This window comes from Eubacterium sp. AF15-50 (assembly GCF_934835595.1).
GTDB classification, from domain to species: domain Bacteria; phylum Bacillota; class Clostridia; order Lachnospirales; family Lachnospiraceae; genus Eubacterium_G; species Eubacterium_G segne.
In genome coordinates this window covers 1-26,379 of record NZ_CAKVZL010000013.1, presented here as the reverse complement: position 1 = coordinate 26,379, position 26,379 = coordinate 1, and the positions used below count along the sequence as shown (strand labels likewise).

At 34.3% G+C, this 26,379-nt stretch carries 21 protein-coding genes, 2 tRNA genes and 2 pseudogenes; 2 read left to right on the top strand and 23 right to left on the bottom strand.

Annotation, left to right across the window (positions count from 1 at the left end):
• Window positions 1-4: 4 nt before the first annotated feature.
• The 5 genes and pseudogenes from trkA to Q5O73_RS03050 form a co-directional block, all read right to left on the bottom strand.
• Window positions 5-1,363: a Trk system potassium transporter TrkA gene (gene trkA, locus Q5O73_RS03075; RefSeq protein WP_118588962.1), complete on the bottom strand. Its 1,359-nt coding sequence runs from the start codon at window positions 1,361-1,363 to the stop codon at window positions 5-7.
• Between the two features lie 95 nt (window positions 1,364-1,458).
• Window positions 1,459-2,901, bottom strand: a pseudogene (locus Q5O73_RS10615) (DUF4153 domain-containing protein).
• A 27-nt stretch (window positions 2,902-2,928) separates the two neighbouring features.
• Window positions 2,929-3,135: a helix-turn-helix transcriptional regulator gene (locus Q5O73_RS03060; RefSeq protein ID WP_021953379.1), complete on the bottom strand. Its 207-nt coding sequence runs from the start codon at window positions 3,133-3,135 to the stop codon at window positions 2,929-2,931.
• Window positions 3,136-3,145: 10 nt separating this feature from the next.
• A complete protein-coding gene (locus tag Q5O73_RS03055; RefSeq protein WP_302669011.1) occupies window positions 3,146-3,595 on the bottom strand; it encodes a DUF2975 domain-containing protein in 450 nt (149 codons plus the stop codon).
• Between the two features lie 267 nt (window positions 3,596-3,862).
• A complete protein-coding gene (locus tag Q5O73_RS03050) occupies window positions 3,863-4,357 on the bottom strand; it encodes an immunoglobulin-like domain-containing protein (RefSeq protein WP_021953381.1) in 495 nt (164 codons plus the stop codon).
• A 128-nt stretch (window positions 4,358-4,485) separates the two neighbouring features.
• On the opposite strand from Q5O73_RS03050, the gene Q5O73_RS03045 reads away from it, so the two are divergent.
• Window positions 4,486-5,112: a Maf family protein gene (locus Q5O73_RS03045; protein WP_021953382.1), complete on the top strand. Its 627-nt coding sequence runs from the start codon at window positions 4,486-4,488 to the stop codon at window positions 5,110-5,112.
• Between the two features lie 61 nt (window positions 5,113-5,173).
• Here Q5O73_RS03045 and Q5O73_RS03040 read toward each other — a convergent pair whose 3' ends face one another.
• The 15 genes from Q5O73_RS03040 to Q5O73_RS02970 form a co-directional block, all read right to left on the bottom strand.
• The gene (locus Q5O73_RS03040; RefSeq protein WP_302669010.1) at window positions 5,174-8,140 is read right to left on the bottom strand and encodes a discoidin domain-containing protein; all 2,967 of its coding nucleotides are present in this window, start codon (window positions 8,138-8,140) and stop codon (window positions 5,174-5,176) included.
• A 173-nt stretch (window positions 8,141-8,313) separates the two neighbouring features.
• Entirely contained in the window at window positions 8,314-8,805 is a 492-nt protein-coding gene (locus Q5O73_RS03035) for a dihydrofolate reductase (protein ID WP_021953384.1), read from the bottom strand.
• 10 nt (window positions 8,806-8,815) lie between these two features.
• The gene (thyA, locus tag Q5O73_RS03030) at window positions 8,816-9,661 is read right to left on the bottom strand and encodes a thymidylate synthase (RefSeq protein ID WP_021953385.1); all 846 of its coding nucleotides are present in this window, start codon (window positions 9,659-9,661) and stop codon (window positions 8,816-8,818) included.
• 12 nt (window positions 9,662-9,673) lie between these two features.
• Complete coding sequence (locus Q5O73_RS03025) at window positions 9,674-13,507, bottom strand: S8 family serine peptidase (protein WP_302669009.1); 3,834 nt, start codon at window positions 13,505-13,507, stop codon at window positions 9,674-9,676.
• Between the two features lie 133 nt (window positions 13,508-13,640).
• A complete protein-coding gene (locus Q5O73_RS03020; RefSeq protein WP_302669008.1) occupies window positions 13,641-14,468 on the bottom strand; it encodes a polysaccharide deacetylase family protein in 828 nt (275 codons plus the stop codon).
• A 67-nt stretch (window positions 14,469-14,535) separates the two neighbouring features.
• The gene (locus Q5O73_RS03015) at window positions 14,536-15,516 is read right to left on the bottom strand and encodes a Gfo/Idh/MocA family protein (RefSeq protein ID WP_302669007.1); all 981 of its coding nucleotides are present in this window, start codon (window positions 15,514-15,516) and stop codon (window positions 14,536-14,538) included.
• A gap of 62 nt (window positions 15,517-15,578) precedes the next feature.
• Window positions 15,579-16,319 (bottom strand): 23S rRNA (guanosine(2251)-2'-O)-methyltransferase RlmB, encoded by a 741-nt coding sequence (gene rlmB / locus Q5O73_RS03010; protein ID WP_021953389.1) that lies wholly within the window; start codon window positions 16,317-16,319, stop codon window positions 15,579-15,581.
• A gap of 10 nt (window positions 16,320-16,329) precedes the next feature.
• Window positions 16,330-16,779 (bottom strand): Mini-ribonuclease 3, encoded by a 450-nt coding sequence (locus Q5O73_RS03005; RefSeq protein ID WP_021953390.1) that lies wholly within the window; start codon window positions 16,777-16,779, stop codon window positions 16,330-16,332.
• Window positions 16,780-16,786: 7 nt separating this feature from the next.
• On the bottom strand, window positions 16,787-18,199 hold the full coding sequence (cysS, locus tag Q5O73_RS03000; protein ID WP_302669006.1) for a cysteine--tRNA ligase: 1,413 nt from the start codon (window positions 18,197-18,199) through the stop codon (window positions 16,787-16,789).
• A gap of 17 nt (window positions 18,200-18,216) precedes the next feature.
• Window positions 18,217-19,236: a GNAT family N-acetyltransferase gene (locus tag Q5O73_RS02995; protein WP_302669005.1), complete on the bottom strand. Its 1,020-nt coding sequence runs from the start codon at window positions 19,234-19,236 to the stop codon at window positions 18,217-18,219.
• Window positions 19,237-19,251: 15 nt separating this feature from the next.
• Window positions 19,252-20,163 (bottom strand): DUF2156 domain-containing protein, encoded by a 912-nt coding sequence (locus tag Q5O73_RS02990; protein ID WP_021953394.1) that lies wholly within the window; start codon window positions 20,161-20,163, stop codon window positions 19,252-19,254.
• Window positions 20,150-20,638 (bottom strand): 2-C-methyl-D-erythritol 2,4-cyclodiphosphate synthase, encoded by a 489-nt coding sequence (gene ispF, locus Q5O73_RS02985; protein ID WP_021953395.1) that lies wholly within the window; start codon window positions 20,636-20,638, stop codon window positions 20,150-20,152. Before ispF ends, Q5O73_RS02990 begins: the two co-directional genes overlap by 14 nt.
• 98 nt (window positions 20,639-20,736) lie before the next feature.
• Window positions 20,737-20,810: transfer RNA gene (locus tag Q5O73_RS02980), tRNA-Met, on the bottom strand.
• 31 nt (window positions 20,811-20,841) lie between these two features.
• Window positions 20,842-20,914 (bottom strand) — tRNA-Val (locus tag Q5O73_RS02975).
• A 70-nt stretch (window positions 20,915-20,984) separates the two neighbouring features.
• Window positions 20,985-23,120, bottom strand: coding sequence for a Tex family protein (locus tag Q5O73_RS02970; protein WP_302669004.1), 2,136 nt, complete (start codon window positions 23,118-23,120; stop codon window positions 20,985-20,987).
• A gap of 224 nt (window positions 23,121-23,344) precedes the next feature.
• On the opposite strand from Q5O73_RS02970, the gene Q5O73_RS02965 reads away from it, so the two are divergent.
• Complete coding sequence (locus tag Q5O73_RS02965; protein ID WP_302624174.1) at window positions 23,345-24,073, top strand: phosphatase PAP2 family protein; 729 nt, start codon at window positions 23,345-23,347, stop codon at window positions 24,071-24,073.
• Between the two features lie 35 nt (window positions 24,074-24,108).
• On the opposite strand, the gene Q5O73_RS02960 is transcribed toward Q5O73_RS02965, so the two are convergent.
• The 3 genes and pseudogenes from Q5O73_RS02960 to Q5O73_RS02950 all read right to left on the bottom strand — a co-directional run.
• Window positions 24,109-25,122, bottom strand: coding sequence for a glycosyltransferase family 2 protein (locus tag Q5O73_RS02960; RefSeq protein WP_302669003.1), 1,014 nt, complete (start codon window positions 25,120-25,122; stop codon window positions 24,109-24,111).
• Window positions 25,123-25,133: 11 nt separating this feature from the next.
• On the bottom strand, window positions 25,134-26,054 hold the full coding sequence (locus Q5O73_RS02955; RefSeq protein ID WP_302669002.1) for a CPBP family intramembrane glutamic endopeptidase: 921 nt from the start codon (window positions 26,052-26,054) through the stop codon (window positions 25,134-25,136).
• A gap of 27 nt (window positions 26,055-26,081) precedes the next feature.
• A pseudogene (locus Q5O73_RS02950) lies at window positions 26,082-26,379 on the bottom strand (HAD hydrolase-like protein); the annotation flags it as partial.

Below are 26,379 nucleotides of genomic sequence, written 5' to 3'. Positions count from 1 at the left end.
TTCATTAATCAAAAATATCATTAAGCTTATGTATTACCGCATCTCCCGTAGCAACTACAATAACTGTATCTCCCACTTCAAACTTTGATTCACCATCAGGTATAACTGTTTTTCCTTTGTGAGTAATACATACAATAAGTACATTTTTTCTTACTTTTACATCTCTTAATGCCATTCCGCAATTTTTAGTATGTTCGTCAGCTAAAAATTCCAAAGCTTCCACCTGTCCGTCAACTATACTATGAACTGAAATTGCCGCTCCTGTCTGTGCCTCTAATGCTCTTACATATCTTACTATGGTATTGCAGCACAATTCTTTAGGACAAACCACGCTTCCTATTTGCAAGCTGTCCTGTATATTACTTTTTTCAGTATGGGCAACCTTTGTAATAACCTTCGGCACTCCACTGCTTTTAGCATATAAGGAAATAATAATGTTAAGCTCGTCCATACCTGTTAAAGTAATTAATGCATCACAATTTTCTATTCCCTGACTTTCTAACATAGTTCTTCTGCTGGCATCACCATTGATAATAGTTGTCTCCGGCAACATTTCCGCAAGATTTCTCGCTCTGTCGGGATCCTGTTCAATAATCTTTACAGACACTCCCGTTCCTTCTAGTTTCTTTGCCAAATAATAGCTTACTCTTCCACCACCACACAAAATTACATTTTTAATTTTATGTGTAATAATACCAAGATTTTTCAATAAAATACTCATATTGGTGCTTGGTGCAGTAACGTAAATACGGTCACCTTCCCTTAAAATAAAGTTACCATCCGGTGCCACAACAACACCATTTCTTCTAACTGCGCAAACCAGTATTTTACACTTAATTATTCCGTACAGTTCATTAAGGGAAACATCTTTAAGAACACTCTTTCCATCAATTTCTAATTCCACAATTTCAACTTTTCCCTTTGCAAAGGTATCTCTCTGTAAAAATCCCGGATATTTAAGCAATCTCTCTATTTCAATTGCTGTCTGCTTTTCAGGATTAACAGCCAAAGATAACCCAAATTCTCCGCTCATGTTATAAATCTGTTCACTATATTCCGGATTTCTTATTCTTGCTATTGTATGTAATCTGTCATTCATCTTATGTGCTGTCATACAAGATAATAAATTAATTTCATCTGCTCCGGTAGCTGCAATAAGCAAGTCTGTTTTTTTGATTTCAGCTTTATTCAATACTGACATTAATGCACAGTTTCCCTGAATTGCCATAACGTCATATCTCTCTAAGCTTGCCTCTAATACCTTTGGATTGGAATCAATTAAAGTTAAATCACACCCTTCTGCTGACAATTTTCTAGTCAGAGTTGCGCCAACTTTTCCATCTCCAGCAATAATAATTCTCAATTATCTATCCTCCCATAAAAGAACATACTAAACAAAGTTATTATAACCCTTATGTGTAGAAAATCAAGTAATGATTATTTCCATGGTATTTATATTTACTTTACATTCTTTCCTGCATTATATCTTGATAAATTAAAACTCCTTATTCCACCGTCTTTGTATTTTTCTAATTTCTTATAATACCTCTTTTTGTTTAAATATCGTGTCACCTTCTCATTTTTCTCATCCAAAACCGCCGGCACACTGTCTGCTGAAAGATTAATGATATAATCCATATCCACATAAATATTTATCTCATAAGGGTCATCATTTTTATTCTTATCCATAATATATTGACACTGGGATAAATTGTATTTAGCTATAATATAATCAACATGACTAAAGGACAAAACAATAAAACAGCATATTACAACTACCATTGAAAAGGAAAATAAATTTAATTCTTTATGGAAGTTTTTAATGACTAATCCCAGCATAACCATACCTATAACAACTAACAGCCACAATACAAAAATCCTTGAAAAAGTGAGACCATACTCTTCTATGTACATTTTCATTCTGTATTCGCTGGAAAATATCATTATAAATGTACACAGGCATATTACTCCCGAAACCACCTTCATGAATTTATTTACTTTTACAAATTCCATGGTAAGCAGTATAACAAGAACATTTACACAACTTAAAAACAACAGCTGGAAAAATCCCTGTCTGGCATATTGTGCATATGTATATCCCTGAGGAAGACTGCCTCCATGACCAAATAGATATACCACCTATATAGTGGCAAACATCACATAAACAACAGCTACCATTGACATAATTATATTAACGGGAAGTGCAGCCATCTTGTTTTCTTTTTCATTTATGTATACTTTTCCATTTTTCACATAAAAAGAAAATGCATATGCCAGGGCATAAGATACAATTATCATAATTACTATTCCGGTTAAATTAAGAATAAGAGTATCTAATTTAAAAATTTTAACTATCATGTTTCTAAAAACACTATCTGCACTGGCTAGGATAATGGTTACCATCATTACAACAGGCAGAGCACAGCCTACACCAATTAATATGTATTTTATATTTTTATTTCGGTCTTTATCCATTTTTAATGCTTTTATTCCATGGGTAAAAGGCTTTGACAGTTCTCCTATGCATCCAAATATACACTGGCACACAGCCATGGATTGAATGCACATTCCCAGTTTTTTTATGTCAATAAACATATATATCATATTTACTGCTATGGCTATGAAAATCACCATATAGTTAAAAAACAGAATACTCTGATTATCCGTAGTAAAATTTGAAATTCCAAGAAGTATGATTACGCAATCATAAAAAATATTTATTGGCTTTTGCTTTTTTTCATATTTACGTGCCACATACGCAATATAAATTACCGTTGCCACTGTCCACAGCACATTGGTAATTCCCGAAAAATTCTTGTAAAGGCAAAAAGTAAGTACCACTGCATATATAAATGACGATAATCCCAGCACCTTAAAATCCTGTTTTTCTTTCTCTTCCATTTCTTTTCTCATATTATTTTCCATAAATTAATCCTCCACAAACTGTAATATATCTCCCGGCTGGCACTGTAAAACCTTACATATTTCATCTAATGTTGAAAAACGGATTGCTTTCGCCTTATTGTTTTTAAGAATAGATAAATTTGCCTGAGTTATTCCCACCTTTTGGGATAACTCCGTTAAGCCCATTTTCCTTTGTGCCATAACCACATCTAAATTTATTACTATAGCCATCGGGCACCTCCTATATTGTTAAATCATTTTCCAGTTTATAAGTTACGGCCTTGTCAAACACCTGTGCCAGTACACGGCTAAATAATCCTGCAATTATAAAAACCATCATTATCGCCATAGTGGCAAGGGTTATGTTAAATAGGCATTTCACTGCCATAAAAAATACAATTCCTACACTGTATATGGACATTTTTTTAAGACTTGTCACGTTATTTCTAACAAAGCAGTCATCTGCTATTACGGTTTTAAACATTTTTCTTAACTCCCATACAATCATAAGGGAAAATATTCCACAAAGCCCCAATACCACACTGTTTTGCCATATGTACTTTTCTATTCCCGGCTCCACATATTTTCCATATGTTTTCAGTAGAAAAGGTAATGTGGCTGTGATAAGTATTCCTAAAACCAACATAATATCAAGAACAGCCTTTGTAAATCTGGTAATATTTAACTTCATTTTGTCCTCCTTTTAAAGTTTTAATTTACTGGTATCCTTACAATTCATAATAATCCTCTAATGTATGAAAGTCAATATATTTTTATCGTTTTTCAATAAATAATTATTGATATTAGAAAAAATTAACGGATTTACAACGTTTTTCTTTATTACTCAATCATGTTTTTGCACTAATAAAATACATTATTCCTGTATATACCAATAAAAATCCTCACAAAAAATAACAGCCTTCTAATATTTAGAAAAGCTGTTATTTTTTACTATAGATTATTTTTTTATTCTGAATGTAGCATACCTTCCCCTAGCCTTCACATCATAGTCCACATATATTCTATACTTTCCCGGTTGCAGGTCTTCTTTATTATATGCATATGTAAGATTATATGTTTTATATGCCGATGACTTTTTAGGAAGTACATACGCTATGCTATTAAAAGCTATTTTACCACCATGTCCATACTCAACTTTCCGCCATTTTCCATTAACATATTTTTTGATAAAGTATACCTCACCATAGTATTTTTCCCGGTTAGTTTTGTTAATGAACTTAACCTTCACCTTTACCGCTTTCTTTGTGCGTTTCACCTTAGCTACCTTTATATAGGCTTTAGGTTTCTTTTTTCTTTTAACCTTTTTCTTTTTTGTTGTGACAGTAACCTTTTTACCTACAGTATTATTTGCTGAAACATTCCATATTGGTGCCACTGTAGTTACCATGGTAATTACAAGCATTGTAACAATAAATTTTCTTATTTTATTCATCCACTGCTTTCCTTTCTTTCATTTCTATCTATAATAATCCTTAAAAATATTACTTTGTTAGTTGTTTACAAAATTTATTTTCACTGGTAAATTATACTGGTATTTATATTAAAGTTTAAGGAGTAAATATGATTAATTTAGATAAGACAAAAATTATTTTAGCATCTCAATCTCCCAGAAGATGTGAACTTATGAAGCAGGCAGGTTTTGAATTTGAAATCATAAAATCAGAGGTTGATGAGAAAATCACTAAATCTATCCCTTCCGATATTGTAAAAGAACTTTCCCTTCAAAAAGCTGACGATGTTTTTAACAAGCTTATGTCTCATATAGATTTTTCTCTTATGGCTTTTGAAGATTTGTCTTTTTTAGTTATTGGTGCCGACACCATAGTTACCAAAAACGGTAAAATAATGGGAAAACCTAAAAACTTTGAAGAAGCATTTTCAATGATTAAATCCATTCAGGATTCAACTCATAAGGTTTATACCGGAGTTACATTAATAAAATATGATTTTAATACAAAGCATAAAGAAATTTACTCATTTTTTGAATCTACAGATGTTACTTTATATCCTATGACAGACCTAGAAATAAGCAGCTATATTTCTACCGGAGATTGCTATGACAAAGCCGGAGGATACGGTATTCAGGGACAATTTGCCGTATATGTAAAAGGTATCAATGGAGATTATAATAATGTTGTGGGACTTCCAATTGCCCGCCTTTATCATGAGCTTAATTTAATGAAATAAAAAATCCCCTATAGCCATATTTAATTAAATTAATACGACTATAGGGGGTATTTTTTATATATTATTTGTTATACAACTGGAATTCATATAGCCTTATTGTACCTGCACTATCTCCCGGATTAAATATTTTAATCTGAACGTAACGTGCTGTCTGTGTACCAATATTATATGATGAAACCGAATTATTGTTGTTATTTTGATAATCAACAGATGTCCATGTCTTTCCATCCTCTGATACCAATATTTCCCACTCTGATGCATTAGCAAAATTTTCTTTGCTTTGTGTATTGTATATTGTGTATGTATTAAACGTCTTCTTACTTCCTAAGTCAATTTTAACTGAATGCATTACACCGTTAAATGTTGATTCGGAAGAACTCCTTGAACACCATTTCGTATCAAGATTTCCGTCAATTAACTTTTCAGCTGCTTCATTTACATTTGTCTGACCTGATGTATGAAGAATTGACGCTCCACTACACAAGTTGTTTCCACTTGTAACAGCTGTATCCAGCTTTGCGGCTTTTTTTGAGCCATGAGTTTTAGAACCAATCATAGGATAAGTAGGATTATCAACACCTGCTATTCCTTCTGTTATCCAGTTATCCTGATAATATCTGAATCCTGTAAATGCCCATGTACCATTCTTCAATTCTTCCACATATTTAAGACGAAGTGACTCAATACAGTCATATCCTGTTATCTGATATACCAGCTTGCTCCATGGTGTAGATGTGTCCTTTGGATTATCATCATACTTTGTTCCCTTATTTGTCTTTAACATATTATTTATGCTATCAATAAGTCCTAATTTTACAGTTCCGTCAGATGACTTAGTTGTAGGATATTTTGCATCCATATATGCAAAGAACCATTTGTTATTGCCATATGCCTGATATCCCCAGTCCTGAAGGGATGTATCACTTGCCTGGTATACCTGGACATTGTCTTCAGTTGCCCAATGGTAATAACGGAATCCACCATAGTTCGCCATATTTTCAACCCACCACGCTGGACCGGAAGATGTAACATTTCCGTACTGCTGTACTGCATGAGTAAGCTCGTGAGAGAAATATCCTATACCTACCGGATTAGAATTCATCCAGTCTACTGAAATTACAATGGAATTTCCCATAGTGTATGCAACTCCGTCATAACTCTTATCTGCTACTATAAACATTCTCTTAGGTTCTGAACCTGTTCCCCATCTTGTATACTGACGTGGATAAACCTGATAGAATAAATCCTTAAGATTCTTCTTATAGTTTGTTGCAGTAACCTGATCCCAGTCTCCTGTGAAAATAGCTTCGTACTCATTTTCCAGTAATAATGCACATCCCTTTAAGCTAATTTCCGATAATTGGAATGAATCTCCATATCCTTCTGTTACTGTTAATTTAAAATGTTTATATGAGCCAACGTTATCTACAATGTATGTATAATCAGCATAATTAACATCCATTATTCCACTATCATTTACCGTGTCAATTACATCCCAGTTATTTCCATCATTTGAACCATATAACACCCATGATTTTATTGAACGGTTCTTATATGTAGCGTTATCATTGGCAGTTGTTAAAGTATAACTATATAATGATGTGCTTTCCTTCATTGTCCACGCTATTGAACATGGTGTTGCAGTATTGGTAAATAATTTTGTTGATGTATCACCGTCAAAAAGATTCTCAACACCTTCATTTTCATTATATCCTACAACAGTTGTAGCTGATGTGTTAATTCCACTTATATGGTCATCTAAATCAACACCAATGTTTTCTGTTTTCTGAACAACATCACCTTTTATGTATATTTCTGACAACTGTGAGCCGTAATACAACTTTCCATCATCACCACTGCTCTCAATTCTTAACATAAAGAACTGACATGCTTTTTGAGCATCAGTATCATATGAGTATCCTTTGTTATTTTCATGACCTATTCCACCATTGTCCACTGCATCAAGCTGTACCCAGTCAGTACCGTTTACAGAGCCTAACAATTTCCATTTATATGGATTTCTATGTGGATAAGTAGCTGCATCACCTGCTGTTACTAATGTGTAGTTTCTGATTATGGTAGCACGTTTCATTTTCCATGCGATGGAAATAACCGGTGCATCCCCTGTAAAGAATTTTGTATTTACATTTCCATCAAACAAATTATTTATTCCTTCATTGTTAGAAGTATTTCCTTTTGTAGATGAAAATTCCGTATCAATTCCGTCAATATATTTATTAAGGGAAATATTTGATGCCACCTCAGCATCAGCACCTTCACTTTGAACTCCCGGTTTCTTATATGTAGTACGATCTACTTCAGCCTTTGTAGTTGTTTCCTCAGGCTTTGCTGTAGTCTCCGGTTCTGCCGGTTTCTCAGTAGGTGCCACTGTAGTATTTTCCTCAGCCTCTGCTGTAACAATAGTATTTCTGTTCATATAATCCACCTTCTTATATGAACTGTCTACAACAGAAAGAATACTATCATACAGATACTCATGACCTCTCATATTACTCATAAGATTTCTGTTATAAAGTTTTCCTGCTACGTCATATACAGACATTGTGCTTATATTGCTATAAACATAACTGCCATCTTTTAATTTAGCATATGCCCTTACACTTATGCCCTGTTTATAAAACTCTGCATTTTTTATAAATTCCATTGTAAGACAGTAGCTTTTTGCATTATCCAATGAACTGTACTTTTTGCCTGTCTCTCCCAATGGTGTTGCTGCATATGAATGAACTGTAGTATTTGAGCTTCCTACTATCATTTCATCTTCTGAAACCGAATCGGTAAGTCCGTATACCAATCCTATTTCATCTGTTTTATCTGTTTCCGATACAGAGTAAATGGTTCTAAATGCTTCTAACATTGCACTTATCTGAAAACCATTTATTTCAAGTTTAACATTACCCGATGCATACACATCTTTAGGCATAGTTATTGGCTGAACCAATAGCACTAACGCCAAAACAAAAGATATCATTGCTTTAAATTTCTTTTTTATCGACTCTTTTTTCATAATACCTCCTATTGATATTTTAATATATTAACTTAATTATTGTTTGTTTTTTTGTATTTTTCAAGTATCACTATTTTTTATTACGGTTCTATTTTTTAGCATAAAAATAAAGTTACAATTTAAGCCTGTTAAATGCTTAAATTGCAACTCTATTTTTATAACATCAATTGATATTATTTACGCTTATAAGTTCTGAAATAATACTCCAAATCGAAATAAGTATTTTCTTCACTTTCTTCAACCATTTCCCATTCATCCGACATTTCATCTAAATTAGGTATGAAAGTGTCTGCTGCATATTCATAGTCAACATAAGTAACATATGCAGTATCACAGTATGGAAGCATCTGTTTATAAATGCTTCCTCCACCAATTACAAATACATCTTCAGTATTGTATTTTTTAGCTTCCTCTAATGCCTCTTCTATAGAATAAACCACTGTAGCCCCGTCTACCTTGTAATCTTTTTCAAGAGCAATTACAATGTTCACCCTATTTTTTAATGGTTTTGAATTAGGAAAACTTTCTAATGTATTTTTTCCCATAATAACAACTTTTCCTGTTGTTGTTTCCCTGAAAAATTTCATATCATCAGGTATGCTTACAAGTAAATCATTTTTGTAGCCTATAGCCCAATTCTTATCCACTGCAACAATTAAATTCATTTTGTTCCTCCTAAACTGCAACAGGTATTTTTATCTGTTCACCTGTAACATAATCTTCTAATTTTAAATCATCCACCGTAAAATCATAGAAATTCTTAATTTCAGGATTTATCCACAATTTTGGTGCCGGATGCTGCTCTCTGCTGATTAATTCCTCAACTAAAGGAACATGTCTGTCATAAATATGAGCATCAGCTATTACATGGACAAATTCTCCCACCTCCATGTCATTTACCTGAGCCAATATGTGAACCAAAGCTGCATACTGACAAACATTCCAGTTATTTGCAGTAAGTACATCCTGGGAACGCTGATTTAACATACCGTTTAATACAAGTTTCCCTGTTTCTTTATTTTTCGTTACGTTAAAAGTCATGCTGTATGCACATGGATATAAATTCATTTCAGACAAATCCTGATGTACATAAATATTTGTAAGTATTCGTCTGCTGTAAGGATTGTTCTTTAAATCATAAAGAACTCTGTCTACCTGATCCATATCACCTTCCTTATAGTGATGCTTAACACCTAACTGGTAGCCATATGCCTTACCTATTGAGCCGTTTTCATCAGCCCATGCATCCCATATATGGCTGTTTAAATCATTTACATTGTTAGATTTTTTCTGCCATATCCACAGTAACTCATCTAAGCAGTTTTTGAAACCTGTTTTACGAAGAGTTATTGCCGGAAATTCCTTCTTTAAATCATATCTGTTTACGACCCCGAATTTCTTTATGGTATATGCAAAAGTACCGTCCTCCCACTTTGGTCTGACCTTTTCACCCTTTGTGTCTATACCGTTATCAAGAATATCTCTGCACATATCAACAAATACTTTATCTGCGTAACTCATTAACTTCTCCTCTTATTTCTTCTTTACCTTAACTGTCTTAACCTTAGACCAGCTGCCATATTTCTTTGATTTACCTGTTTTACGGTATGCTCTTGCCTTAATATAATATGTCTTTTTAGCACTAAGCTTCTTTATTACAGCCATGTTTTTCTTAGTATTAACAGTTTGTGTGACTTTCTTTTCAAATTTCTTTGATGTAGAATATTTAATCTGGTATCCTGAAGCTGCACCTACCTTTTTAAGTGTAAGTTTTATGCTCTTATTGTTTTTAGCCCTTACTGCTTTCTTAACAGATGTTTTTCCCGGCTTTATATATATATCAGTATACTCTGCTTTTACACTTGCCGTGATTTTTGCCGGTAAGTCATATGCTCTTGCAGTATATACATAACCGGTTTTGCCCTTCTTAACAGATTTTCCATTAACTATGAACTGGCTTATATTAACTTTCTTATCCATTACTGCTGCTTTCAAGGTAACTGTATCTCCCGGCAGATAATAACCCGTACCTTCTACATAAGCACCAAACTCAGATGTATCTTCAACATAAACCGCACCGGAATCTATCGGAATACATAATATCTTTGCATCATCCTCATAATCATCTTCATCATAAAAATCTTTATTTGACAGCTTGCTTTTATTAGACCCAAATTCTTTACCTTCGTCATCAGCCATTGCAAAACCATATACAACGTATAATTTATCTCCTGCTGTTGTAGCATATAAATTATCAAATTCAAGATTTGATGCATTAAGTGCATACTTTGAAGCAATAAACTTATCCTTTGCAATATTATATGTGAAAGTATCACCTAATGAATCTACACGTAAGTTTGTATATATGATTCCACCTTTTACAAGACCAATTTCACCCATTAAAACAGCAAATTTTTTATTCTTGCCCTCAATTATCTGGGTATCAATTGATTTTCCAATAGTTGCTTTTGACTTTGTCCATTTTGTTCCATCATATATCAGGTTAGCCGGAACATTCATTGTACCATTTGAACCTAATGTAACAACAATCTTTTTACCTACCTGGATAGCCTTTGAATATGCTCTGCCCTCCGGTAAACTCTTTGCAGAATACCACTTCTTAGATGCTGTTGAATATTTCATAACTGTCTTTGAAAAATTATCATCTTCATCAGTACCGCCCATTAAATAAAGTTCACCATTATATGAAGCCAGTATAACTCCATTTAATCCTTCTTTTTCCTTAGGCATATTAGAAAGCTTCTTCCAACCCTTTTCATTATCATAGTACGCCAAAATAGTATTTTGTGCAAAGCCTTCGTCAAGAGTTATACAACCATAAACAACACCATTAGAACATACATAATCTGTTTCATTATAAATCGAAGCAGTTGCGGCATTTCCATATTCTTTTCCAAATACATCTGATGAAAAACCAAACGTACCGTATCGCCAGTAAAAGTCATCCTTACCTGTATCTTCGTCTTTGTATTCCACTCCTTGTGACACTGTACCTTCCCCATCTATATATATCAAATTTCCACCATTAGAAATCATTTGTCCGCCATTTAATTCTGCATCTACAGATGGTCCCACGTTGAAACCGGTACCGGTAGCAAAGAAGTATTCTTTTTCATATGAACGCTCACCTTTAACCAGTTTTATCTTTACTGACTTATTCTGATATGATTTACCATCAACAAGAATTGTCTTTCCATTATTTGATATTGTACTTATCTTTTTATCATTAATATATACTTCAGCATTATCTGTGTAATAACCGGATATTTCTATCTGTTTTTTACTGTTAAACTTAATCTTGTCTATAGTCATAGTCGGATTACCTATTTTAGATAAATCAAGTACTCCGCCTGTTAATATCCTGCCTTCAAAATTTTGATTATTTCTTGCACTTCCTAAAATTCTTGCTTTTATCTGGAGTGCATTTTCATTTGTATATGCATTAGCCACTGCTGCAACAGCACCTGTAACATATGGAGTAGCCATAGATGTTCCATTGTAATAATCATACATACCAAATTCATCCGGTGATACATTTTCCCTGCTTATGCCCCAATTGTCTACATAAACAGTAAAATCACCTTCCTCATATGAGCTAACACATAACAATATTACATGTTGTTCATCTTTTTTGCTCTTTGATGATACCTCTCCTGAAAAATGAGACCAGTAATTACCGTTTTCATCTATATAAGCACTGGCAAACACTCCATCTTCAAGAGTATCTAAATCACTTATATCCACTTTTCCGTTTTTGTCTAATTTACAATCTATGGCATAAATTACCGAATTGTCACCACCTAACCAGTCATCATTTGTTGCCTTTGGACCACTTACCTTAACCATAGCACTGGCTGATGTACCTGTATCTGATGACTTCATTGTATATGGAAGGCACATAAAATACATTCCATCTTTCTGTGCACCTTTTATTTCCCATTTAAGTGATTTGTTGTTATAAGACTTTTCTCCAAAATACTCACTATTTGTAGTTGATACATTCATAGTTCCATCAGATTCACTTAATGTTCCGTAAGCCACTTCATTATTTTCAGGTGTAGCTACCATCTTTCCTTCTTCATTAAAAACATTCAAAATGCTTTCATTATCAAAATTAACATATGTACTACATAATTTATCTTTGTTATCATATATTCCCGGATTAAAGCAATTATATGAAACTGTTGATAAAATATCAGCACCGGGAGCTGCTATGTCAACGCTCTCTGTTCCATAATTTGAAAATCCTGCCAATTCATCCTTTTCATTAGAAGCTGCAACGGAAATTATATATGGACTATCTATAGATGAAGGATAATTATTCATTAAGTTTTCATCATTATCAGAGCCATCATTTCCTGCTGCACATACAGATATAGCGCCTTTCTTTCCTACAAGCTCAATAAGATTTTTTATAATTTCATCTTCTTCATCTGCTGAGCCACCCCAGGAATTATTTACAGCTACTACATTTACACCTAACTGCTGTGCCTTGTAAATATAATTGTACGCTCCTATGGCATCCATTCCACTTCCGCTGCCTTCTTCATTGAGAGTTTTAAGTGCCATTACTTTTATATTGTTACTTTTAGCAATTCCGGCAATTCCAACTCCATTATTTGATTTTCCTGCCGCAATTCCGGCACAATGTGAACCATGACCGTTATCATCCATAGGGTCTGTGTCATAATTAACAAAATCATAGCCGTGCTCGCCATATAATTTTCTGTTGTTATAAGGATTATTCCAAACAATATCTTTTAAATCTTCATGTTGGTAATTAATACCGGTATCAACTATTGCAATTACTCTTTCCTTATTGTCCTTATTATCTAATAATGGTGTGTCTGCATTTACATCAATGCCCTCTGTACCGTTATTCTGTCCCTTATTGTCAAGTCCCCACAAATACTTATAGTAACTGTCATTGTAGTCTGATGCTTTTATTTTATAATTTGGTTCAGCATATTTAACGTTACTTTTCTTTTTTAAGATACTAATTAATTCCTTGGTACTATACTTATCAGACTTAACTAATGACACTGAAAATCCATTGTCACTAACCTTGTTAGCCGATTTTGCATTAACTGATGTATCTGAATTAAAAACATATGTTTCTACAACTTCCATATCATCATCTGCAATGTTGCTGCCGGCACTTCTTGTTGACGTTTTAGTGTTTCCATACATAACAATAGCCTGACCCTCAACATAATTTCTGCTGCTCTTTACTGCTTTTTTCTCTTTTGTTACTTTCAAACTTTGATTTGCCATAGTTGGCACTGCCGTACATGTCAAACACATTGCAAGGGTCAATGCCATGGCTTTCTTCGCCATTCTTTTCATATTCACAATCTCCTATCTCTTGTTTTCCACTATTGTGGGTTAATTTGTACATTGGGGAATTTTATTTCACACCACTTAATATTATAGCATATATATTTTTACCTGTAATCCTGTAAACGAAAAAATCTGCTTTTTATTTCAAATTTTTTAACACTCCGAAAGTATACCCCATTTCTTCCCATTTGCTAAGCAATTCATCTAATATTTCCCCATTTGTTTTTGATGTGTTATGTAATAAAACAATTGCCCCCGGATGTATCCGTGATAACAATTTATCAAATGCTTCTTCTTTAGTAGGCTGGGAATCCCTGTTCCAGTCCACATATGCTAAACTCCAGAAAAATGTTTTGTACCCCATTTCCTGAGCCATTTTCAAATTATCCGTATCGTATTTTCCCTGGGGAGGTCTGTAATACTTAGTCATGTTTTTTCCCGTTATACTTTTATATAGTTCCTCCACCTGTCCTACCTCATTTGCGAATTTTTCTTTATCCATTCCTACAATGTTTGGATGATTATATGTATGATTTCCTACAGTATGCCCTTCTTTCACCATCCTTTTAACTAAATCTTCGTTTTCCTTTAAAAAATGGCCTACCACAAAGAAAGTTGCCTTTACTTTATGCTTTTTTAATGCATCTAAAATAGCAGGCGTGTTTCCATTCTCGTATCCACAGTCAAAGGTTAAATATATTTCTTTTTTATCCCCGCTTCCTATATAGAAGGCATTATATTTTTTCATAACCTCCGGTGATTCCGTTCCCGTAGGCTGAGTTCCACTTTCTCCAAATCCCAGTCCCCAGTTTTCACCATTTTCAATAACATTACTAGCAGGTAAAACCTTTTCTTTTACCAGCCCCACGCCTTCTCCGGCAAAGAAAGCTATGGCAAAAATACCAATAATAAACAGTATTCCTTTTAACCCGCTGCCTCTTTCGCCTTTTAATATTTTTTTTATCATACCCTATTCCTGAAAATATATTTACTTAATTATATGACGCCAGTGCTGAAAGTATAAATTCTATCCTTTATTTATCTGCAGGGAATACAATATTTTGCTGTCTTCTTGCTTCATCCATAACCTTAATGCACATTACGGAATACTTTATATGTTTGTCAGTAAACTCACCTTTATTAATAAGTTCTGCCCATTCTTCTGCCTCATATTCCAAATTCAAATCCTTACATGGAATATTCTCTATGTTTTCTTCATAACCATCATTATATATTATTTTGATTTTTCTCGGATTTGGTATGTCCTCTATCAATATAGTTCCTTTTTCTCCCTGAATCTGGCTTGGAAGTCTTCCATTGGTAATCTTGGAATAGGAAATATCTGCTATCATACCGTCATATGCACAGGTTATTGTCCCCTGACCGTCTATACTGTCAGGAAGCATGGTAGCTGTTGCCTTTATTTCATCCGGCAATCCAAATAATTTTACTAACGGATGGACGCAATATACTCCAATATCCATTAATGCTCCATTAGAAAATGACGGATTAAAGGCATTTTCAATTATTCCGTTCTTGTATTTATCGTACCTGGATGAATACTGGCAATACTGAAACTCCACTCTTCTTACAGGCTCTATCTTTTTCATTGCATCTTTTATTGCCATAAATCCCGGTGAATACACTGAACGCATGGCTTCCATTATAACCACATTGTTCTCTTTAGCTAACCGGCATAACTCATTAAGTTCTCTTAAATTGCTGGTAATGGTCTTTTCTATCATTACATGTTTTTTGTTTTTTATCATAAGCCGTGCCTGTTCATAATGCAAAGAATTAGGACTTGCAATATATACCGCATCTACATCCTTTGATTTTGCTAATTCTTCTAAATTACCAAAAATAAGATTTCCATTATGCTCTTTGGCAAATTTTTCTGCTTTTTCAATGTTTCTGGAATATGTTCCGTTATATTGCAGCCCCTCTACCTGTGCCGCACATTTTAAAAACCATTCAACCACAAAATTTGTACCTATTGTTGCAAATCTAATCATATGTTATCCTCCAAAAATTGTATTAAAAAGGCACCATATTTCTATGATGCTTTTTTAATTATTTATTTTAATCTCTGTCTCACTATTTCATATGCCAAAACCCCTGCTGCTACCGAAGCATTAAGAGAATCGATATCCCCAAACATTGGCACCTTTGCAATAAAATCACATTTTTCCTTTACAAGGCGGCTTACACCTTTTCCCTCGTTTCCTATTACCAGACCTATTGGTCCCTTTAAATCAAGGTCGTACATTGTTGTGCCATCCATATCTGCACACACAAACCACAATCCCTTTTCTTTAAGTTCCTCAATGGTTTTGGAAATATTTGTAACCTTTGCTACCGGTGTATAATTAATGGCTCCTGCTGATGCCTTAACTACTGTTGCCGTAAGCCCTGATGCCCTGTGCTTTGGAATAATAACTCCGTGAGCCCCTGCTAAATTAGCTGTTCTTATAATTGCCCCTAAGTTATGCGGGTCTTCAATATCATCTAAAATAATAACAAAAGGCTGCTCACCTTTATCCTCTGCCTTTTTTAAAATATCCTCAACTGACCCGTATTCGTAAGCTGCAATATATGCAATGACTCCCTGATGTTTTCCTGTTTCTGACATCTGGTCAAGTCTTTCTCTTTTTACATAGTTAATAACAGTACCCTGCTTTTTGGCCTCCCTAAGCACCGTATTCATAGAGCCTTCCTTACAATGCTCTAAAACAAAAAGCTTGTCTATGGTTTTGCCTGCGCGAAAAGCCTCAATTACGGCATTTCTTCCCTCTATTACAAATTCCTCGTATCTCATTATAACCTCTTTATACTTCTTTAATATTATCCTGCTTAAAAAGTTCTATACCGGTTTTCATAAGCTCCATCATTCTGTCTGACTGTCCACTTAAATAAAGCCAGCCCATAAGAGCTTCAAATCCCGTTGCTACCCTGTAATCTGACATAGAGGCATTTTTTGCTCTTGTAACAGCCTTTGCGTTACGCCCTCTTTTATATATGGACTTTTCCTCTTCTGTCAGCATATCCATTATTAAATGAATCATTTTTGCCTGACTTTGTGCCTTTACCAGTTGGGAAGATGCCTTATGTATTTTGTTTACCTGTCTGTTAGCCTCATCTACAATAATGGTTCTTACTACAATTTCGTAAATGCCATCTCCAATATAGGCAAGGGTCAAAGGAGAATAATCATTTACATTAATCTCCTTTAACTCCATCTTCTTTCTAATTATTCCAAACAAATCCGGTTCCATCATATATTTCCTAGTTTCTGCTCCACTTTGTTCCTTCTCTTGTATCCTTAAGGATAATTCCCTTAGCTGCCAGTTCATCACGTATGCTGTCTGCTAATGCAAAATCTCTGTCTTTTTTAGCCTGGGCACGTTTTGCAATCATTTCTTCAATGTAGCCCTCATCCCCTACTTCCTTTTCTTCCTTTTCAAGGATGATTCCAAGAACATCACAAAGCCTGCTTAATACATCATATAATGACTTGGCAAATTTTTTGGATGAATTATCATCTAAATTACTGTTAGAAAATTTTACAAGCTCAAATACTGCTGTAATGGCGTTTGCCGTATTGCAATCATCATCCATTGCATCTTCAAACTTAGTTACAAATACCTTTGCATCATTTAACATTTTCTCTTCTTCCTGAGAAATAGCACCAGCTTTTCCATTAGACATAACTTCCCTGATTTTTTCTCCGGCAGTTACTATTCTCTCTAATCCATTCTTTGCTGCTTCCATTAATGAATCGCTAAAGTTAAGGGGACTTCTATAATGGGCGCTAAGCATGAAAAATCTAAGTACCTGCAAGTCATATTTTTCTGCAATATCTCTTACTGTAAAGAAATTTCCAAGAGATTTTGACATTTTTTTATTGTCAATATTTAAAAATCCATTGTGCATCCAGTATTTTGAAAAGCAACATCCGTTAGCTGCCTCGCTTTGGGCAATTTCATTTTCATGATGTGGGAAAATCAAATCCTCACCACCTGCATGGATATCTATTTCGTCTCCTAAATACTTTTTAGACATTACTGAACACTCAATATGCCATCCCGGTCTTCCCTCACTCCAAGGTGATGGCCATGCCGGCTCTCCCTCTTTCTTTGGCTTCCACAAAACAAAGTCTAAAGGATCTTCCTTTGATTCCTCTCCTGCTACCTTAATATCTCTGTGTCCTGCCTCTAAATCATCTATATTCTTCTTTGATAATTTTCCGTAATCACTAAACTTTCTTGTTCTGTAATAAACAGTTCCGTTAGAATCATATGCGTATCCCTTGTCAATTAACGTTTTAATCATATCAATCATGCCATCAATTTCCTGAGTGGCAAGTGGATGTGTTGTAGCAGGTTTAACATTCATTCCTGCCATATCTTTTTTACATTCTTTTATATATCTCTGGGATACTTCCTCAGCGGTGCTTCCCTCTTCAATTGCCTTTTTAATGATTTTATCATCTACATCGGTGAAGTTAGAAACATAATTAACCTCATATCCCTTATACTCTAAATATCTTCTGAAAGTATCAAATATAATCATAGGTCTTGCGTTTCCTATGTGTATAAGATTATACACTGTAGGTCCACATACATACATTCTTACCTTACCTTCCTCTATAGGAACAAATTCTTCTTTTTTTCTCGATAATGTGTTATAAATCTTCATTTTGTACTCCTTATCCATTAAACGTAATCATTTATAAAAAAGCTGTCTTTTCTACATACTGCCGGCAATCCCGGAATCAACTTATACCCAAATATATGTGCAGTAAGTTCGCCTATTCCTATGTCAAAATCAGGCTCACCTTCTATATCCCCTTCAGACTTCTTTTCTAATTTTATACTTCCATGTTTTTGTGTCATAACAAAATAACCGTTATTCTCATCTAAAATAGGATCTGTTATTTTAAACACAATCTCATCTATGTTTTTAAATTCAAACATCCTTAGGGTTTTTCTTATATTTATTATTCTTGCCATAACATATGGCTTTCTTACATCACTTTCCCAACTTAAAGATTGTATGCTGCTATCTAAAACTTCCTCAAATATTTCATGGTCAATCCATATTCTATATCCCACAATAACTTTATTTTCCACGTATATGTCAATATGTCCGCCTTCAACATCTATAAGTTCTTTTATTCTTTTGAAATACTCCACATCCTTTGACACTACCACGCTATACTTATTATAGGCTGTTGACTGGGCAAAAATTGATAATTTCACCAAATCACTGTTATCTGCCTTTCTTAATATAAGTGAATGAGTTGCCTTCCTCCTATGCTCCGTAGGAGTTATCTCAAATTTGTCCATAACATAATTAAAGCCAAATCTCTCATATATGGCGGCATTATTTTCATCTGATGGAATAAGATAAGTAAATGCATCCATGTTTTCGTACATTTTCTTTAAAACTTCATTGAAGATTTCGTGCATATAACCTTTGTTCCTGTAGCCTGCAAATGTCCCCACTGCGTATATATACATTACATTGGTCTTAAGGGAACCCACAACCAGATTTTTAGGGATAAGGTGAAGTGCAGACACAATTTTCCCATCCTGCTCATTTACCACCACTTCATTATGTGGCAGACACTTTGAAAAATAATAATCAGTAAATTCTTTTCCATCCTCACTGAAACAATGTTCATAAAGGGGTCTGATATTTAGTTTCTCAAAACTTTCCAACAATCTAATCATATTAATAACTCTCTCTTATTTTTGAATTATAGTATATTTTTCAATCATATATATAGGATTATATGACTCCTTTGACTTTCTTAGTCCATCAAGTCCCATATCATCCTCGCGGTTTACTTTTCCTGCCATGGGGAAAACTTCCTTTAAAAACTCGCTACATATATACTGATACAATCCTCTTATGTTATGGTCGGCTTTTTCCACCGGTATATACACCATGTCCTCTTCTTTATAATAATTTCCAATGGTAAACGCCTTTAATTCGCCATCAATGTAGACACCTGCCATCTTATAATCCAGATATTCCTCATTATCCAATAAAAACTTTACACCCTTTGCTTCACTATCAATAAATTCATGCTCCTGTGAATGCTCCTTGGTTATTTTCCATTTATCAATAAAATCAAGAATCTCTTTTTCGTTATTTTTAGTTAATATTTTAAACTCATATCGTCCCTCATAATCCCTTTTAAAAGCATTTAAATGATTTTTCTTGCCATGATATTTTTTACCGCTGAAAGTTCTTAATTTTTCAGCATCATATATATAATCAAAATATGTCCTATCAGGGACTACCACGTATTCATCCTTAGGTAAATCAAGAATCTCCACTGCCTCTTTATCCACCACATACATAGTCAGTTTCTTTTTCAGGCAATTATTAAAATACTCCTGAGTTTCTAAAAAACACTCCCTTAAATCCTCATTTCTGCAACAGGGAATGGCTGAATAAAACTGTCCATCCTCGCTTTTCGCCACCCACATAAGTCCTTTGTCGGTAGTAAAATACTTAGTAGGGTAACAATTCTCCCATAGATATAAATCCAAAAGATTGCTGTCTGCTGCCTGAGGTCTTCTCATTCTGTAATATTTATCAAGTAATTTATAATCTTCAACTTTAATAGTTTTTAAATTATACGTTTTCATTTAAACCTTCTTCTAATAAAGCTATAGCCTGTGAGGATATTCCAAGACCTTCACCTGTAAATCCCAATCCTTCCTCAGTTGTGGCTTTAATACATACTCTGCTTTCTTCGATATTTAATGCTTTGGCAACATTTTTTACCATTTCATCCCTAAAAGGGGCAAGCTTTGGTTTCTGGCAAATTATTGTTGCATCTATATTTCCAATCTTAAAATTATTCTCTCTTAACAATTCCCCTACGTGATGTAAAAGTTTAATGCTTGATATTCCCTTATATCTGTCATCCGTATCGGGAAAATGCTTTCCTATATCCCCTAATGCTGCAGCTCCTAACAGAGCATCCATTATGGCATGAACTACCACATCTGCATCTGAATGTCCTAACAAACCTTTTTCGTATGGAATATCAACTCCTCCTAATATTAATTTTCTATCTTCAACCAGCTTATGGACATCATATCCCATTCCTATTCTCATGTGTACCTCCATAGGGTAATACCCGAATAGTTAGTATACCACAGTTTCTAATTATTATAAAGAAAAAAGTACCGACTATTCGGTACTTTCTCATCTAATAGCGAGAGGGGGATTCGAACCCTCGACACCACGGGTATGAACCGTGTGCTCTAGCCAACTGAGCTATCTCGCCAAATATTAAATTCGCATCTTTTGAAAATGAATGGGACCTACAGGGCTCGAACCTGTGACCCCCTGCTTGTAAGGCAGATGCTCTCCCAGCTGAGCTAAGATCCCATACAGAATTCAAACTGCCTTATTAATATATACGTTTATCCAATTATTGTCAAGCACTTTTTTTATTTTTTTAAAATTTCATTGACAATTGTATTCTCTTCCTCTCTTTATCAACACTTAATACCCTTACATTTACCACATCACCGACAGACACTACATCCAATGGATGTTTTATATATTTATCACTCATTTCTGATATATGAACAAGTCCGTCCTGATGAACTCCTATATCTACAAAGGCACCAAAATCAATAACGTTTCTCACTGTTCCCTTTAATTCCATACCTTCCTTTAAATCATCAAAGTCTAATACATCGCTTTTTAGTATCGGCTTTGGCATTTCATCTCTTGGATCCCTTGCAGGGCGTTCCATTTCCAATATCATATCCTTAAGAGTGATTTTATCTGTTCCTATTTCTTCAGCCACACTATTATAATCCTTAACATCCTTTGAGATTTTCACCTGTCCGGATATAATATCTGATGTAGTATATCCGTATTTCTTAAGAAGCTTCTTTGCGGCAGCATAGCTTTCAGGATGAACACTTGTGTAATCTAAAGGTTCTATGCCGTCTCTTATTCTCATAAATCCCGCACACTGTTCAAATGCCTTTGGGCCTAATTTTGAAACCTTAAGCAATTCCTTTCTGCTGTTAAACTGTCCGTTTTCTTCTCTATATTCCACAATATTTTTTGCCAGAGTTTTGTTTATTCCTGAAATATATTCCAAAAGGGGAGCTGATGCAGTATTTAAATCAACACCAACACTGTTGACACAATCCTCCACTACGTTTCCAAGAGTTTCTTCTAACTTTTTCTGGTTCATGTCATGCTGATACTGCCCTACACCTATAGCCTTTGGCTCAATTTTAACCAGCTCAGCCAAAGGATCCTGCAATCTTCTTGCCATAGATGTGGCACTTCTTTGACCTACATCAAAATTTGGAAATTCTTCTGTTGCCAGTTTACTGGCAGAATATACGGAGGCTCCCGCCTCATTTACAATAACATATTCTACCTTTGTAGGGCATTCCTTAATAATATCCACAATAATTGCCTCTGATTCCCTTGATGCTGTTCCATTTCCAAGGGATATAAGACTAACATTATATTTTTTTATTATATCAAGAACAGCTTTCTTTGATTCTTCCACCTTATTTTGCGGTGCTGTAGGGAAAATAACTGTAGTGTATAATACCTTTCCTGTAGTATCAACCACTGCCAGCTTACAACCGGTTCTAAATGCCGGGTCCCATCCTAAAACATTTTTTCCAATAATAGGCGGCTGCATAAGCAATTGCTTTAAGTTCTCACCAAATACATCAATTGCCCCATCTTCTGCTTTTTCCGTCAGGCTGTTTCTTACTTCACGCTCAATTGCCGGCTTTATAAGACGCTTATAACCATCTTCCACTGCATCCTTTATAACCTGTGTAAAATCAGACTGTTTTGTTATAACCGCCTTATTTAATGCCTTTATTATATTTTCATCAGGCATTTCAACCTTAACATTTAATACCTTTTCCTTTTCTCCGCGGTTAATTGCCAGTATTCTATGTCCTGGTATTTTATTTACTCCCTCAACATAATCGTAATAATTTTCATATGGTGTTTTTTCTTCCGGATTTTTAGCAACAGACACTATTTCCCCATGTTTCATTACTGTATTTCTAATGGCATCCCTAAACTCTGCATTATCTGAAACTGATTCTGCAATAATATCCTTTGCTCCCTGAATTGCATCATCAACGGTTTCCACGCCTTTTTCTTTATTTACAAAATCCTGTGCCTCCTCCTGGGGAGTTTTACTGCTTATCTGTGCCATAAAAATCATTGCCAAAGGTTCTAATCCCTTAGCTTTAGCTTCCGTGGCTCTTGTTTTTCGTTTTGGTCTGTAGGGTCTGTATATGTCATCCACTTCAACTATTGTCATAGCCTTTTCTATTTTTTTCAAAAGTTCAGGAGTCATTTTTCCCTGTTCCTCAATGGAAGCAATAACTGTGTTTTTCTTTTCCTCTAAATTTCTAAGATATTTCAATCTTTCATCTAAATCTCTTAGCTGTTCGTCATTTAATTCTCCCGTAACTGGTTTTCTGTATCTCGCAATAAAGGGAATTGTATTTCCTTCATCTATTAATTTCACTGCTGCCTCAACCTGCCATAATTTTACTTTTAATTCTTCTGCAATAATCCCGTTTATGTTCATCTTTAACATTTCCTTCCATTTTGGTCATATAATATATTGTGTATAACTTTGTATTTTAACTAAATACCTCTTTATTTTTCATTTTTACAATGTTATACTTTCCGTTGTATGTACTTTTTTACACACATACTTATTTTAACAGATAATTTTATTTTGTGTAAAAAAAATAGAGAGTTGGCACTGATTTATACTCTGAATTACAAATAAAAAACAGAAGGTTTCTTATGATTAAAGTAAAGAAAGAACTTCGTAAATATAAGCACATATGGCCGGTTATGTACGTGTTCATCTATATGCCCTGGTTTATTATGTTAGAAAAGAATATTTCGGCAGATTACCCGGGACTACATATTTTACATTGTCCCCTAGATGACATGATTCCTTTTTGTGAATGGTTCGTTATACCGTATTTGTTATGGTTTTTATATGTTCCGGCAGTTTTCGTTTTTCTGTTTTATCATTCCAAAAACGAATTTTACAGAATTTGTGCATATGAATTTACGGGAATGACAATTGCACTTTTGGTATGTACCCTTTATCCCAACGGTCTTGAACTTAGACTGGATAATGTGTCCAGAAGCAATATATTAATTGATTTGGTACATTTTTTATATGATAAGGATACACCAACCAATGTATGTCCAAGCATACATGTTTTTGCCACAATAGCAACTCATATATGTCTGGTTAAAAGCCCTCATATGAAGGAGCTGATACCGCGACAGACAATTAAACATCTGTCCCTTATACTATCTGTACTGATATGCTTATCTACCATGTTTTTAAAACAGCATTCGGTAATTGATGTTATATGCGGTATTCTTTTAGCAACGGTATTGTATTTTGTGGTATTTAAATGGTGGTTTAGAAATGTAGATTTTCCTGCTCCTGTGGTTAAAGACCCACATCAGCATCAGGTTTTATATTTTCTTAATAAAAGAAGAAAAAAATAAGGGAAGGCACGTTTTTTGTGCTTTCCCTTTATTTTTTAGTTAAATCCTACAAACTTGTTTGCAATCTTATATCCTATAACTGAAATCTGTCGTCCTGCCTTTCCCGGTAAGTTCATTGTTCTTCCTAATATTGACTTTCTTACCTTTTCATAAAGTTCAGGGTTGCTTTCCTTAACATCCTTCCACAATTTTTCCTTATCATCAAGTCTTTGCTTTGAACCTTCCCTGATAGATAATATAGAGGATACACACATCATCATATCAAAATAATGAACCATTGCCTTATCAATGTTTTCATGGTCAATTTTTGAGTTATTGTAAATTTCAAGCATTAATCTGGTAACACGATACTGCTGATCTAATCTCTTTATCATAATCGATTCCTGAACAGACTGATCATCTCTTCCTATAAAGTATTTGTAAAGACATACATCTAAATAATAAATATTCTTTACATATGGCAGTGGCTGGAATACATAAATATTATCAACATAAAATGTATGCTTCGGAAGGACCATTCCACATTCCCTTAATATTTTTGTACGGTAAATTACTGAATGCATTAAAAGATACTGTGTCATGCCGAATTTTAATTCATCCCATCCAAACATTCTGTTAACAGGCATTGCACTTTTGTATTTCATGATTTTCTTGTGCTTTGCTCCCTGCTTATCATACATAAAATTAGATACTAACATATCAAGACCTGCATCCTTTGATACCATATCTTCTAATAAATCCAGCACCTTCTCTAATGCTTTTTTCCCTAAGCAGTCATCACTGTCTAACACCTTAAAATATAATCCCGTGGCATTTTTAATACCTGTATTTACTGCTTCTCCATGTCCACCGTTTTCCTGATGAACAACCTTTATAATGTCAGGAAATTTTTTCTGGTATTTGTTGGCAATCTCCAGTGTATTATCACTTGAGCCGTCATCTACCACGATAATCTCAACTCTGTTGCCTCCTGTTAAGGCACTTCTTATGCTTTTTTCCATATATTCACTGGAATTATAGCATGGTATAGTAACTGTTAATAACTTCATTATTCTTCTCCTTAAATCTCATTTTCTTTTTTGGCATTTATTGCCACCGGGTTTACCTTATTCCATATAATAACTCCAAACACAGCTGCTAAAACTCCCGTTATAAATATGAAAATTATAAGGGATGAAACGTATGATAATGTATCAATGTTTAAGCTATCTACTGTAGGTGTATCTGATGATGCCAAAGTCATTATAAGGACTGACAAAATATTTGCCGACATATGCAACATTATTGGTGCCACAATGGATTTAAACTTCTCATACACAAACACTGCCACTATGCCAATAATAAATGCATAAGGAGCCTGAACCCAGTTGCCATGGAACACTCCGAATAATGCAGCTGAAAGTATTGCCGCTGCAATGGTTCCTGTCATTTTCTTTGTTCTTCTGTATACAAGACCTCTGAATATAAGTTCCTCTACAATAGGTGCAACGATTCCCGCTGTCAACAACTGTATCAGAAATCCGCCTCCCTCAATTATCTGCTGGGTATCTGTGTAGCTTTCTAACATAAACTTAGGCATTACAAGCTGAAGTAATGCTACAAAATAGTTAGCCCACAACATATTAAATACTCCAAAAGGAATTATAAGTAAATATTTCAAAATATTATTTAACTTATATTTTACAAAGGTGCCATTTCTTCTGTCCTTATTATTGTCACGAATATAAATAAATATAAGTATCGGTGCTGTTGCAAGTCCTGCCAATAATGTCATTGACAAAGCCTGACTCATGGTTGCATTCATAATAAAGTCATATAATTGTGCCTGATCAGTAGTTCCATACCTGGAAATACCCAGCACTGCCACCGCAATCATAAATATAAATTCAACTGCAAAGGTTACACCTAAATACAGTAACATAGGATAAATAAGCCCCCATATACGACCTATGGTTACCCTTTCTCTCTTTTTACTATCCATTTGTTCTCCTCTCTATACCTGTGTAATTTAATTAAGCAAAAAGTCTGCTATTTCTTTCGTGGAATCTAAAACCTTAAGTGCTCCTAACTCAAGCATTTCTTTTTTGTTGCCATATCCGTAAGAAACACCTAAAGAATCAATTTTCATTAAATTAGCACCGATTATATCAAATTTAGTATCACCAATCATTATATATTTAGACCTGTCTTTATTTTCTATTTCTTCAAAATCAACACTTCCAAACCGGTCCTTCATTGCCCAGTATGCCTTCACACCGACTGCATTGATCCATGGGAAGCAGGTTTTATTTCCTTCTCCCTTCAGC

Coding starts and splice junctions, on each gene's coding strand:
- Q5O73_RS03060 (WP_021953379.1), bottom strand. CDS start 3,135: ATGGCTATAGTAATAAATTTAGATGTGGTTATGGCACAAAGGAAAATG.
- Q5O73_RS03055 (WP_302669011.1), bottom strand. CDS start 3,595: ATGAAGTTAAATATTACCAGATTTACAAAGGCTGTTCTTGATATTATG.
- Q5O73_RS03050 (WP_021953381.1), bottom strand. CDS start 4,357: ATGAATAAAATAAGAAAATTTATTGTTACAATGCTTGTAATTACCATG.
- Q5O73_RS03045 (WP_021953382.1), top strand. CDS start 4,486: ATGATTAATTTAGATAAGACAAAAATTATTTTAGCATCTCAATCTCCC.
- Q5O73_RS03040 (WP_302669010.1), bottom strand. CDS start 8,140: ATGAAAAAAGAGTCGATAAAAAAGAAATTTAAAGCAATGATATCTTTT.
- Q5O73_RS03035 (WP_021953384.1), bottom strand. CDS start 8,805: ATGAATTTAATTGTTGCAGTGGATAAGAATTGGGCTATAGGCTACAAA.
- thyA (WP_021953385.1), bottom strand. CDS start 9,661: ATGAGTTACGCAGATAAAGTATTTGTTGATATGTGCAGAGATATTCTT.
- Q5O73_RS03025 (WP_302669009.1), bottom strand. CDS start 13,507: ATGAAAAGAATGGCGAAGAAAGCCATGGCATTGACCCTTGCAATGTGT.
- Q5O73_RS03020 (WP_302669008.1), bottom strand. CDS start 14,468: ATGATAAAAAAAATATTAAAAGGCGAAAGAGGCAGCGGGTTAAAAGGA.
- Q5O73_RS03015 (WP_302669007.1), bottom strand. CDS start 15,516: ATGATTAGATTTGCAACAATAGGTACAAATTTTGTGGTTGAATGGTTT.
- rlmB (WP_021953389.1), bottom strand. CDS start 16,319: ATGAGATACGAGGAATTTGTAATAGAGGGAAGAAATGCCGTAATTGAG.
- Q5O73_RS03005 (WP_021953390.1), bottom strand. CDS start 16,779: ATGATGGAACCGGATTTGTTTGGAATAATTAGAAAGAAGATGGAGTTA.
- cysS (WP_302669006.1), bottom strand. CDS start 18,199: ATGAAGATTTATAACACATTATCGAGAAAAAAAGAAGAATTTGTTCCT.
- Q5O73_RS02995 (WP_302669005.1), bottom strand. CDS start 19,236: ATGATTAGATTGTTGGAAAGTTTTGAGAAACTAAATATCAGACCCCTT.
- Q5O73_RS02990 (WP_021953394.1), bottom strand. CDS start 20,163: ATGAAAACGTATAATTTAAAAACTATTAAAGTTGAAGATTATAAATTA.
- ispF (WP_021953395.1), bottom strand. CDS start 20,638: ATGAGAATAGGAATGGGATATGATGTCCATAAGCTGGTTGAAGATAGA.
- Q5O73_RS02970 (WP_302669004.1), bottom strand. CDS start 23,120: ATGAACATAAACGGGATTATTGCAGAAGAATTAAAAGTAAAATTATGG.
- Q5O73_RS02965 (WP_302624174.1), top strand. CDS start 23,345: ATGATTAAAGTAAAGAAAGAACTTCGTAAATATAAGCACATATGGCCG.
- Q5O73_RS02960 (WP_302669003.1), bottom strand. CDS start 25,122: ATGAAGTTATTAACAGTTACTATACCATGCTATAATTCCAGTGAATAT.
- Q5O73_RS02955 (WP_302669002.1), bottom strand. CDS start 26,054: ATGGATAGTAAAAAGAGAGAAAGGGTAACCATAGGTCGTATATGGGGG.